Here is a 12,579-nt window from a genome sequence, read left to right as displayed (position 1 = left end):
GTAGATGCTGCGTTTCCTGATGTAGATGCTTTGTAGAATAGCATTGTTTGCAAAGCTTGTCTATTGTTCAAATATTTGTACCGGCAATAGTGCAGAACAATTTTAATGATCACATTATGAATAATAAAACTTTATCCGTCATTTCCTATATTACTCCAATAGGATGGATTATCGCTTACGTCGCAGGAAAAGACCAGGCAGATTCTTTACTTAAATACCATTTGAGACAGTCGCTTGGAATAATGATCGTATCTATCGTTTTCAATATCATCATGAGAATTCTGGCTGCCGTTGCACCTGTCTTGTCGTTTTTAGGAATAGTCGGGCTTCTCATTCTGATATTCTGCATTTTAGGAATTATCAATGCGGCCAACGGTGCAGAAAGACCTATACCTTTATTGGGTAAAATGTTTGAGGACAAGTTTGACTTTATTGGTTGATGGTATTTAATTTAAAAATTGAATAGTCATGAATTATAAATATTTTACATAGGATGGAAGCAGGTATCATCTAAAAAATAATATACCGGTTGGTGTGATGCGGTTTATAGTGTGTCTGATGGTTGCCGCTGTTTTATACTGTATAATTCCTTCCGAAAAAAAGATCGGACTTTGGGCAGCTGCCTTATTTGTAATTCTTGCCTTCGTCAATTTATTAAAAACAACCAAGAAACTGTCCATTGATCCACAGGCAAAAATCATCATCCACAAAAATCATTTACTGACCCGTGAAGCCGTCTATCGTTTTGATGAATTTGAGCAGTTTTATGTGTTGGTTGGAAAGTACTTGTTGATCACCATGGACAGTACGGCTTTCTTCATCTTTAATAAAGGTGGGAGAGAAATAAGAGTGCCTATGGTGGTTGGCTTATTTGGTTCACGGAAAGTACAGAATGCTATTAATGAAGTAAGTGACATCATGAATATTGGCGAAAAACAGTAACTTCATATACCCTAAATGGAATGATTTGGGTCAGATTCCTCTCCCTGACAAAAAAAGAATCGGGTATTAGCTAAAAAATAAAAATATGAAAAATGCATTTGGAATATTCTGGATACTGTATATGCTTTTTTTTGCGATACCATTTCCTATGATCCTCTATTACAATATAAAAAGTGCTGAGCCGCCGATTCTTGGTGACGCCAATCCCTGGTTTGCATTAGGGCTGCTAGCCGTTTCTGTTCTTTTATGGAGCATTATAATCGGTAATTGGTTTTATAAATGGATCGTGATAAATTTTGTAGCCAAAAGAAATATTACTCATTTAGCTAAATATGGCATTCGCCGTAAAGCCGACATTATCAAGTCAGTAAAAATTTCCAAACCCGGCAGCAAATATGATGTCTATGAACTCGTCCTTTATTTTAAAAATCTGGTGAATACAGAAATCTCGCAAAAAACAGTTGTTAATGATTCAAAACCGCAACAGCGTCGGTTTGAAGAAGGAAAAACTGTTGAACTACTGATTGATAAAGACGTTAAAAAAATGCCATACTTTATTTTTGCGGGAAGTGAGGTCAGTTTCAATATCTCCATCATTTTTCTGATCACTATGGGGTGGCTGGCTATCGTTACTCTGGTGATTGGGTATTACATCTACTCGTATCAAACGGAAAATAACGGGATGGGATGGAGGTTTATCATTTATTGGCATCCCTTGATCCTCTGTCCTGCAATATTGTTGTTGTGTAATGGTATTTTTTCCTACTTTTTAAATAGGATCATCAATGGAAAAAAAGGAGAACTGGAGCTGATCAAGTTCAAAGGAATTAGAACAACAGCAAGATTGGTCAGTGCTCATAAGACCGGAACTTATATCAATGCGCAGCCAATGGTTTTGTTTAAACTCGAATATGTTGATGAGCAGAACAGAACCAGGATAACCGATATCAAAAAGATTGTAAACCTGCTTGATCTGGCGAGTATGACACAGGCGACTATTGATATTTTTTACTTAAAAGAAGATCCGGATCGTATTGCATTTGCAGATGATATGGAAAATATAAGTTGAACACCATGAAAAAATCAATCATCATAATAATCAGCAGTATGGTATTAGCGGGCTGCGAAAAGGGTTCTCAAAGTATTAAAGACACTTTTGATCCAAAGGTTGATACCACCGCTCAGCTTAAGAATGAAAAGGTTCCGGGTACCGTTCCGGATCATTACAGCGCTACTGTAGAAAGGCAAATCGAAGAAGCACAGCACCTTGTCACAACTGTCATAGAAAAACACACTAAAACACATAGCGATACCCATAAAGAAGAAGGTAAAAACACTGATTTTCTAACAAATGAAGAGAAACTGAAGAGAGCTGAGGAAGATTTGAGAAAACTTCCTCAGTATGCCGGAAAACAGATTTATATGTATTCTGTCATCCACTTCTATGATGATGGAAGTATTCGTGCTATGCTCCAGCATCCTACGAATCCTGAATATATTGATAATTATGAGTACAAAGACGAAAAATGGTCAGAGCCCAGGCCTGAGCAGATATCCGTAAGAGATTATATTCAAAGTCGTCTTATTTCTTTGGAAAAAATAAATTTTGTAAATGTTGCTAAAGCTGCCCAGGTTTATAGTGAAAAAATAACCCGTATAGAAGGTGCAAAACCTTTAACCAGCATTTATATATCAATCTCCAACAGAAATCTCCGGTGGTTTCCGGGCAGTATCAATGGAAGCAGGGAACGTTATTCCATAGAACTTAATCAAAACGGAACTTTAAAAAAGTTTGAAAGAGAGTAAGATTGTCAAGTCAGACAAAGACTGTCAATAAGATTTCTATTCTTTAAACTTTAATTTTTTGTTCAGTCTCCAACTTATGAGAATCTCCAATTCTTATGATGTTTCCAAAAAATGGGTACAGCCTTATAAAAGAAAGGACCCGCTCTTTAGAAGCGGATCCAGTAGATAAAAACATCTCATTTTTTTAATTAGACAACAATTAAAAAAAGCACAGCCGACGATGCTGTGCTTAAATTTTTATTTCAAATTTAATTGCAATTTCAAAGCTGAAAAAAGCAAAAAAAGATTTCATTTCAGTTGTATTACATAGTAAATGTAGCACAATTTTCAATACGAAGCATCAATTTAATGTTAAAATTCACAACTTATCCACAATTATTTGTGGATAACTCAGTAATTGATTGTTAGTCAACGATTTATTTTATTTGTTTTTATTGCATATTAATGTGGAATCTTTGTAAAAAGGTAAAAAGAGGTAAGATTTTTTATACTATGTAATTAATGTATTGTAATTTAAAATAAACAGCTATATTTGGCTCATTAATATCTCTTTATAAATATCACTATTCGGGTGCATTTCTAAGTGCTTGAAATCCCAAGGTTCAGATTTTCTGAACCCAAATTCAATTATTTTATAAAATCAAAATAGATGTCACCATCAATGCGTGGGTTATTTTCTCATTCATTATGATGAAACGTCTAATTAAAACAAAGAGATCATTATGACGACAAATACAATTGCTGTAATAGGTGGAACAGGAAAAACCGGAAATTATCTTGTTCAGGAACTTTTGGACAAAGGACATCCTATGAAACTGTTACTTCGGACTCCTGAAAATTTCACCCTTAAGCATCCATTAATTGATATTATAAAAGGAGATGCAAGAGATTTTGATGCGGTTAACCTGCTTATCAAAGACTGCGTTGCAGTGATCAGCAAAATAGGACAGCCTGTAGGAGAAAAGTCAATATTCACAGACGCTACACGAAATATCATACAGTCTATGAATGACCATGGAATCAAAAGATACATTGCTATTACAGGACTTAATGTAGATACACCTTTTGATCATAAAAATGATAAAGTAAAAATGGCTACAGAATGGATGTATCAGAATTATCCGAAAACGACCAAAGACAAACAGGATGAATACGACATGCTTGTGAACTGTAATCTGGATTGGACTTTAGCCAGGCTGCCATTAATTATCCCAACCTCTGAGCATTTCAAAACAGAAACTAATCTGACCGACTGCATAGGAGAGAAGATCAGCGCAGCAGACCTATCTGAATTTCTGGTTTGCCAAATCAATGACAAAACCTATATAAAACAGAGTCCGTTTCTGTACAATATCAATGAATAAGACTAATGCTTACATTAAAAATCGTGTGTCAGCAATAATAAAAAAGCTGAAATCTACAGGATTCAATCGAAGCTTACCTTTAACCGTTTTTATTTAAATTAAAAAAATAGAGAGCCTTAGGCTCTCTATTTGTATTTAGTTTTCAAGTTTCTCCTTAATGTACTTCGCGGTATGCGATTTTTTATCTTTGGCCAGATCTTCCGGTGTACCCGCAAAAACAACTTCACCGCCATATTTTCCGGCCTCAGGGCCAATATCAATAATATAGTCTGCAGATTTGATAATATCAGGCTGATGTTCAATGACAATCACTGAATGCCCGAGATCAATCAATGCCTGAAGTGATTTCAGTAATTTTTGGATATCATGAAAATGAAGGCCTGTGGATGGCTCATCAAAGATGAACAGTGTTTTATCTGTTGTCACACCCTTCACAAGGAATGAGGCCAGTTTTACACGCTGTGCTTCACCACCTGAAAGGGTAGAAGAGCTCTGTCCCAACTGCAGATATCCTAATCCAACATCCTGAAGAGGTCTCAGTTTTGTGACGATCTTTTCTTCATTATTGTCTTTGAAGAATTCCAAAGATTCATCTACGGTCATATGAAGAATATCGGAAATACTTTTCTCATCAAATTTCACTTCCAGAATTTCACTTTTGAAACGGGTACCTTTACATACTTCACATTCCAGTTCTATATCTGCCATAAACTGCATGGAAACGTTGATCACTCCCTCACCTTTACATTCGTCACATCTTCCTCCGTCCACGTTGAAAGAGAAATGTTTAGGCTTATAACCCATCATTTTTGAAACTTTCTGCTTGGCAAAAAGATCTCTGATATCATCATAAGCTTTCAGATAGGTTACCGGGTTGGATCGTGAAGATTTACCGATCGGGTTCTGGTCAATCAGCTCAATGTTTTTAATCAGTTTTTTAGGAAATTCTACAGAATCGTAATCTCCCTTTTTTCCACCCATTCCAAGCTGGATCTGGATGTCATTCGTCAGGATTTCTTTCATCAGTGTAGATTTTCCGCTTCCGGAAACTCCGGATATCACCGTAAGGCTTTCCAGAGGAACATCTACATCAATATTTTTAAGGTTATTTTGTCTTGCTCCTTTAATGTGAATCCATTCCTTAGCTTTTCTTCGCTTTTTTGGAATTTCTATTTCCATCCTTCCGGTTAGATATTTTGAAGTAAGCGTATCTGCGTTTTTAAGCTCATGATAATCTCCTGCAAATACCAGTTCACCACCAAGATATCCCGCTTCAGGACCGATATCTATAATATAGTCAGCAGCTTTCATGACATCTTCATCATGTTCCACAACAATGACCGTATTTCCCAGATCACGCAGGTTTTTTAAAACTCCAATCAGATTCTCCGTATCTCTTGAGTGAAGACCAATGGAAGGCTCATCCAGAATATATATAGATCCTACCAGGGAACTTCCCAAACTTGTAGCAAGGTTAATTCTCTGACTTTCTCCACCTGAAAGCGTATTGGAAGTTCTGTTTAGCGTTAAATACCCCAAACCTACTTTTAGCAAAAACTGGATACGGGTCTTGATCTCGTACAATAATCTTTTAGCAACATCCTGATCGTGTTCAGAAAGTTTTAGTCCTTCTATTAATGGATATAATTCATCTAATGGAAGCTCGATCATCGACTGGATATTGTGCCCGTCTACTTTTACCCAGGTTGTTTCTTCACGCAGTCTCAAGCCTTCACAGGTAGGGCAGAGTGTCTTTCCTCTGTATCGTGAAAGCATAACGCGGTACTGGATTTTGTATAAATTTTCTTCAAGCATTTTGAAGAAATTATTGATAGAAGGGAAGCTGCTTTTTCCATCACCTTTCCAAAGGAAACTTTTTTGTTCTTTGGTCAGTTGATGATAAGGTTTATGGATCGGAAAGTCTTCAGCCTTTTTAATGAATGATTTTTTCCATTCACTCATCGTTTCCCCTCTCCATGAGACGATAGCGTCTTCATAAATAGATAAGGTTTTATTGGGAACTACGAGATCTTCATCAATACCGATCACTTTTCCGTAACCTTCACATGCCGGGCATGCTCCGTAAGGATTGTTGAAACTGAAAAAATGGACATTCGGCTCAAGAAATTCCATGCCGTCCAGTTCGAATTTATTGGAGAATTCTTTTACTTTTCCTGTATCCGGATTTTTTAACGCGCAGTATCCGTGGCCTTCGTAAAATGCCATCTGAATGGAATCTGCGAGTCGCTGAAGAAAACTTTCATCTTCTTCATAAGAAAAACGGTCGATTACAAGATTAATAATCATTCCTTTTTCAGGAGTAAAACCAAAACTTTCCAGATCTTCAATGCCGGCTAAATTACCGTTGATCTCAAGTCTTGTGAAACCTGCCAGTTTTAAAACGTTCAGTGTTTCTTTAAAGTTGTCTGCATCATATTCTAAAGGGGCTGTCAGTAAAAATGAAGTATCCTTTTTGGAAGCCCTAATAAAATCTATTACATCAGATACAGAATCTTTCTTCACTTCTTCCCCCGAAACCGGAGAAAAGGTTTTTCCGATTCTGGCAAAAAGGAGTTTCATATAATCATAGATCTCTGTAGAAGTTCCTACTGTAGACCTGGGATTGGAAGAAATTACTTTCTGCTGAATAGCAATCGATGGTGCCAGTCCTTTGATGTCGTCTACTTTAGGTTTTTCTAATTTGCCCAAAAACTGACGCGCATAAGAACTTAAGCTCTCTACATATCTTCGCTGTCCTTCCGCATAAATGGTGTCGAATGCCAGGGAGGATTTTCCGCTGCCGGAAACTCCTGTGATGACGATCAGTTTATTTTTCGGAATCAGGACGTCTATATGTTTCAGATTGTTAAGATGTGCATTCTTAACGAAGATCTGTTTTTTTATATCTATTTCTATTGTTTTAGCCATGTTTTATCTCTGAAAAAGATTGTTCTCATCTTAAAAAGAAAGACCCACAAAATTACGAATTTTTAGCGAAATTATGATGCTTTAATGTTTCCCAGATACAAATATATTATGCTGAACTATTAGGAAAAAAAATGTCCTGGTTATCTGCTCATATAAAGGGAGGATTCTAATAAATGATTGTCATTCATAAGCTTATACTAATGTGTTATCATCATCGGTTTTTTAAAAGGTTTAAGATTTTCAATATGTTTTTATCATTTACTATTGTTTTGTATTTTAAAATTATTTAAAATTGCATTCATAAATATGTAATAAAGAAATGAGAAAGTTATTCAGAGATCTTGTTACACATTTAATGAGAAAAAGATAAAAAGTTACTTCCCACAAGAGATGCAGTATTAACTATACTGCATCTTTTTTTATGATAACTATCATTTGCCTGTCTTCGGGAACTCCCTTACTTTTGAGACCATTATTAAAGAAACTGATTAAGAACAAAACTAGGACTACTATGATCAAGAAGATTGGAAGCATATTTTTATTGGGGTCAATGCTCTGCGCACATGCACAGGAAAAGACAACTGATATTGAAATCATTGAATTTCAGGGGAAATTTATTTCAACTCCCTATAAAAATGCCAATCAGAATATTACGGTCATTACCAAAGAAGATATCGCCAATTCTCCCGCACAAAGTATTGATGAGGTTCTTCAACAGGTTCCCGGAATGGACATCAGAAGGAGAGGAGCCAACGGTGTTCAGAGTGATATTGGTTTCAGAGGAAGTTCATTTGAACAGGTTCTGTTGTTATTGAACGGGATCAGGATGAATGATTCCCAGACAGGGCATAATTCCATGAATATTCCTGTAGATATGGATGATGTAGAAAGGATCGAGATTATAAAAGGACCGGCTGCGAGAAGATTCGGGCAGAATGCATATGCCGGTGTTATTAATATTATTACAAAAACAACTCCTGGAAAAAGGGTGAAGATCAGTGCGGAAGGAGGAGATTATGAAACATACGGCTTCGGTTTTAATGCGCAGCTGGGAAATGAAAAATTCTCTAATTCTCTTCAGGCTAATTCTGCTTCATCACAGGGATATATGTACAATACAGATTATGAGATCCGAAATGTTTTCTACCAAAGTAAACTGAACATTAAAAACGGAGATCTTAAACTGCAGGCAGGTTTTTCTGAAAAGAAATTCGGAGCTAATGGTTTTTACGCATCTAAAGACGCTACTGAACAATATGAAGAGACTCAGGCATCTATTGTGAGTCTTGCTCATCAGCAAAAGTTTGGCAATCTAAAACTAAGCTCCAATGTATACTGGAGAAGAGGCCAGGATATGTATCTGTATGACAGAAATAAGCCTAATGGTTATAGAAACATGCACATTGGGAATAATGCAGGAGGTGAGGTCAATTCAAGTTATCAATGGGGGCTTGGAACGACAGGTGTCGGGGTTGAGTTGAGAAAAGAATTTCTGGCGAGCAATAACTTAGGGGAAAGAAACCGTTTTGTTTCTCAGGTTTTCTTTGAGCATCACTTTTCACTACTGGACAAAAAACTGAACATCAGCCCCGGAATTTCATGGGCCAATTATTCCAAAGAAGGAAACTTTTTCTATCCGGGTTTAGATATAGGATATAATTTCAACCAGAATAATAAGGTCTATGGAAATATAGCGAGAGTACACAGAGTTCCAACATTTACGGACCTCTATTATGTAAGTAAAACCGAACAGGGAAATCCTGATTTGCTCCCTGAAAATGCCGTTTCATCTGAAATCGGATACCAGTACCAAAACAGCAGGATTCTGGCCAAAGTGAGTGGGTTTATGAGGAACTCCAACAATTCGATCGACTGGGTTAAACACAGCCTGACAGATCCGGTATGGTATGCTCAGAATGTAGGCAAAATTGACACAAAAGGTATCGAAACAGAAGTGAGCCACAGGGCTTTTGACTGGCTGAAATACACCGTAGGATACACTTATCTGGACAGTAAAATAAAAGAATCCAATGAGGTTGTTTCAAGATATATTCTCGATAATCTGAAACACCAGGTCGTTGCAAAACTGGAGACCAGATTCCTGAATTATTTTACCAATGAATTAGTTTACAGGTATAATGAAAGAGTGAATCTTGGAACCTACAATCTTCTTGATGAAAAGCTTAGTTTTACTAAAAAAGACTATTCGGTATATGTTCTGATCAATAACCTGACGAACACAAAATATACGGAAGCTTTTGGGGTTGGGATGCCGCAAAGATGGTTCCATGTAGGGTTCTCATACACGATCAATATTAAGTAAATGTTAAGTTCAAATGAATGAAAGTTAATATTAACAAATTGTTAAATAATTTATTTTTGCAAAAATTTTTTATGAAACTTTTTTTAAGTCTGAGTATACTATTAAGTCTGACCTTTTTAAAAGCACAGGAACACGTTTCCAGCTTCAATGCAGTGACTCTAACCTACAAGTTTCATCCTAAGTTTTTCCTCTATGCAGAAGGTCAGCTTAGAGGTAACGAAGATTATACTTACCCGGATTACTATGAGATCAAAGGAGGGGTAGGTTATAATTTGACCAAAAACCATAAACCTTTCGTAGGTCTTGGAAGATACGTGAATTACAAAGAGCACAGTCTGAGCAGAGAGGAATTCAGAGTATGGCTTCAGGACGTGATTGATCTCAAAAAAGGAATCGTTAAGTTTGAAAACCGTGTCCGTGCGGAAAAAAGCTGGTTCTATGAGCCTGCTACAGATAAAAGTTCCCAGAGAATGCGTTACAGATACCGCCTGAACATAAGTGTTCCCCTGAATGCACAAACTGTCAAGAAAGGAACTGTTTTCGCCAATGTGTATGACGAGATTTTCCTGGTGAGCCCAATGAAGCCTACTTTTGCAAGAAACAGAGTGTATGGTGGTTTTGGCTATCAGATCGATGACAACTTTGGAATCCTGACCGGTTATCTGTGGCAGCGCGAGTTTGAAGCGAAAGGAAATAAAAACCTTCACTTTATCTATCTGGCCCTGAACATCAATATCGATGGTACAGACCATCCTACGAAGACCTATGACTTCCCTGGAGCGGATTAATATTTCTCTATCAGATAATGATACGCTTTCAGGTATTTGTTGAATCTTTTGATATCCTTGGGAGTAAGCTCTCTGTTTACTCTTCGTAGATCCATATTGTCGCGGAGATCATTCAGCTTTACTGCAACGGAAAGGGGAGACCTTTCTGTTCTTTTAATAAATTCATCATAATCCTCGTCCGGATCAAATTTGGTGAGGCAGCTTATCGCAAAAATTATATATTCGGGAAAACCTTCAGCTCTTAAATACTCAAGACTGAACTCTGTGGGATGATCTTCTACCACATCATGCAGAACACCAACGATTCTTTCGTCCAGTGTTTTGCCATATTCCATGACACGCATTACGTGAGCAATATATGGAGCGTGGTATTTGTCGGTTTGTCCCTTATGTGCTTTATCAGCTATCTTTATGGCTCTGTTGAGCAGTTCTTCTTTTGTCATTTCAAATAGAAAATAGAATACAAAAATAAAAAATGCCTTAAAAAATAAGACATTTTTATTGAGATTATTTTAAGGAATATCAATTGATGGTTTCATCCTCTACAGAAGCGCCTGGCGCATTGTTTTTTACGGATTCTATACCATTTTCCATTCCGTTTTCAGATTCATACATCTGGCTGGTTCCTATGACCTGTCCGTTACCGGCTTTCAAATTGAAATAGCAGCGGTCATCCTTTGCCGTATTTCTTTCGAATTTTGAGTCATCCTGTGAGTTGGTACGTACAGACTCTATTCCGTTTTCACATGATGCTTTTGAGCCATATCCCTGACTTGTTAAGATTACCTGTCCGTTTCCGGCTTTAAGGTTGAATTTAAAGTCGCCGTCTGTTCTCTTCGAGATCATAAATTTTCCCATAGTTTTTTTATTTTGAATTTGATGGTTGTAGTTTTTAATGATAAATTATCAGTCTGAATTTTTATTAAAATTAAAAAAAAATATGGAAAGTAAAAAACGCTTTAGGGATGAAAAACTTTTTCTATTATTACTGCTGCGTTTGATGAGAAAAGATATATCGGGATCAGAACTTTTATTGCTTAACTTAGCTATACTTAACTATTTAAAATGAAAAATATTCTTGTTTTTTTTAATGTTTTTATATTTTCTATGTTTGTTTCTGGTCAAAACACGGATGCTTCTGGTTTTGTAGAAACAAAAATTGAAGGAGGAAGTACTTTCAAAAAGTATAAAAACGGAAAACTGGACAGTATGGTTGTAACGATGGCAGCGGTAAATTATGGAAATGCTTTGCTGTTTTCTCAAACGAAGAATGCTGTAATCATATCAAATGCACAAGATAAAAATTCATTAATTAAGATTGAACTGAAAAATAAAAAACAAGTCAGAACTTTTCTGTACAAAAATAAGCCAGTCATCATAACAGAAGGTATTGATTTTGACATAAATAATTTACCCAAAAATGCCAAGATTTTCACTTCTATTTCAAGCAACATTGTTAATAGTACTATTGTGTATACAAATTATGATCATGTAGCAGATGATAATCCGGATAAAACCTATAAGCTTTTTTACAGATTGGATATTCGTTCAGATTTGAGTAATCTGGGTGATATATTCAATAATATCGGTGATTTTTTCACTCAGGAAGATTCGCTTTTAAAAATTTACTCTGGAAAATACGCTGAAAAATTCGCACCTGATGCTTTAGCTTCCTTACAAACAGATTCTTCAGGGAAAATAAAAGATGGAATTATTTTGGACTTTAAAAATCCAAAAAATAATGAAAAGGATGATTACAGTATTTATAAGAACGGAAAAATCATCAAATCTGGAAAAGCAAGTTTAAAAGATTATCAGAATATTTTTATAGATTATCGGGAGGAAGTGCAGAATTAGGATGCTTTGTTGAATATTTTACAGAAAATAACCCTGTAACGATTAAAAAATAAAAGCAGTTGGAAATCTGAAAAAAATCTCTATTTTTGGCCCTAACAAAAAAACAAAAACTATGAAATGGTACTTAAAGGTATTAAAACAGTATGCTGATTTTTCAGGAAGAGCCAGAAGAACCGAATACTGGATGTACATATTGTTTAATATGATCTTCGCATTTATCGCTGCGTTATTAGACAATCTTTTAGGATTGAAATTTAACGAGCAAATCCCTTATGGATTTATTTATTTGATTTACGGATTAGCTACTTTTATTCCGGGATTGGCTGTTCTGGTTAGAAGATTACATGATGTTGATAAAAGCGGATGGTGGTTTTTTATATCTTTGATTCCAATTGTTGGAGCTATTTGGCTGATTGTAATTTTAGCAACAGAAGGAACTCCGGGATCTAACGAATACGGTGTAAATCCTAAAGAAAATTTCAATGAAATCAATGAAATTGGACAAAAGCAGATATAATTCCAAAAGAATTAAAATCCATATTAATATAAGAAACGCTCCAAAAACTTGGAG

The 12,579-nt window shown here is 35.9% G+C and carries 12 protein-coding genes; 9 read left to right on the top strand and 3 right to left on the bottom strand.

Annotated features, from left to right (window positions below; genetic code table 11):
- Nucleotides 1–116 precede the first annotated feature (116 nt).
- The 5 genes from IW16_RS23845 (at nt 117) to IW16_RS23825 (ending at nt 4,112) form a co-directional block, all read left to right on the top strand.
- Nucleotides 117–440 (top strand): import component protein, encoded by a 324-nt coding sequence (locus IW16_RS23845; RefSeq protein ID WP_034751374.1) that lies wholly within the window; start codon nt 117–119, stop codon nt 438–440.
- 97 nt (nt 441–537) lie between these two features.
- Complete coding sequence (locus IW16_RS23840) at nt 538–942, top strand: hypothetical protein (protein ID WP_131327976.1); 405 nt, start codon at nt 538–540, stop codon at nt 940–942.
- Between the two features lie 85 nt (nt 943–1,027).
- A complete protein-coding gene (locus IW16_RS23835; protein ID WP_034750702.1) occupies nt 1,028–2,011 on the top strand; it encodes a hypothetical protein in 984 nt (327 codons plus the stop codon).
- A 5-nt stretch (nt 2,012–2,016) separates the two neighbouring features.
- Nucleotides 2,017–2,748, top strand: a complete 732-nt coding sequence (locus tag IW16_RS23830) for a hypothetical protein (RefSeq protein WP_034750699.1) — start codon at nt 2,017–2,019, stop codon at nt 2,746–2,748.
- Between the two features lie 722 nt (nt 2,749–3,470).
- The gene (locus tag IW16_RS23825) at nt 3,471–4,112 is read left to right on the top strand and encodes an NAD(P)-dependent oxidoreductase (RefSeq protein WP_034750696.1); all 642 of its coding nucleotides are present in this window, start codon (nt 3,471–3,473) and stop codon (nt 4,110–4,112) included.
- A gap of 135 nt (nt 4,113–4,247) precedes the next feature.
- On the opposite strand, the gene uvrA is transcribed toward IW16_RS23825, so the two are convergent.
- On the bottom strand, nt 4,248–7,040 hold the full coding sequence (gene uvrA / locus IW16_RS23820; protein ID WP_034750692.1) for an excinuclease ABC subunit UvrA: 2,793 nt from the start codon (nt 7,038–7,040) through the stop codon (nt 4,248–4,250).
- 511 nt (nt 7,041–7,551) lie between these two features.
- On the opposite strand from uvrA, the gene IW16_RS23815 reads away from it, so the two are divergent.
- Together IW16_RS23815 and IW16_RS23810 are read left to right on the top strand one after the other, a co-directional pair.
- Complete coding sequence (locus tag IW16_RS23815; protein WP_034750689.1) at nt 7,552–9,363, top strand: TonB-dependent receptor plug domain-containing protein; 1,812 nt, start codon at nt 7,552–7,554, stop codon at nt 9,361–9,363.
- Nucleotides 9,364–9,434: 71 nt separating this feature from the next.
- Nucleotides 9,435–10,151 (top strand): DUF2490 domain-containing protein, encoded by a 717-nt coding sequence (locus tag IW16_RS23810; protein ID WP_034750686.1) that lies wholly within the window; start codon nt 9,435–9,437, stop codon nt 10,149–10,151.
- Here the strand turns inward: IW16_RS23810 and IW16_RS23805 are convergent.
- Together IW16_RS23805 and IW16_RS23800 are read right to left on the bottom strand one after the other, a co-directional pair.
- The gene (locus IW16_RS23805; RefSeq protein WP_034750683.1) at nt 10,148–10,594 is read right to left on the bottom strand and encodes a phosphohydrolase; all 447 of its coding nucleotides are present in this window, start codon (nt 10,592–10,594) and stop codon (nt 10,148–10,150) included. The two genes, IW16_RS23810 and IW16_RS23805, sit on opposite strands and share 4 nt — an antisense overlap.
- Before the next feature lie 79 nt (nt 10,595–10,673).
- A complete protein-coding gene (locus IW16_RS23800; RefSeq protein ID WP_034750680.1) occupies nt 10,674–11,009 on the bottom strand; it encodes a YegP family protein in 336 nt (111 codons plus the stop codon).
- A gap of 207 nt (nt 11,010–11,216) precedes the next feature.
- Here IW16_RS23800 and IW16_RS23795 point away from each other — a divergent pair, with 207 nt between their 5' ends.
- Entirely contained in the window at nt 11,217–12,008 is a 792-nt protein-coding gene (locus tag IW16_RS23795) for a hypothetical protein (RefSeq protein ID WP_034750678.1), read from the top strand.
- 112 nt (nt 12,009–12,120) lie between these two features.
- Entirely contained in the window at nt 12,121–12,525 is a 405-nt protein-coding gene (locus IW16_RS23790) for a DUF805 domain-containing protein (RefSeq protein WP_034750676.1), read from the top strand.
- Nucleotides 12,526–12,579 lie beyond the last annotated feature (54 nt).

This window comes from Chryseobacterium vrystaatense (assembly GCF_000737765.1).
In the GTDB taxonomy this organism is placed as follows: Bacteria; Bacteroidota; Bacteroidia; order Flavobacteriales; family Weeksellaceae; genus Chryseobacterium; species Chryseobacterium vrystaatense.
This window is presented reverse-complemented; position numbering and strand designations above follow the sequence as displayed.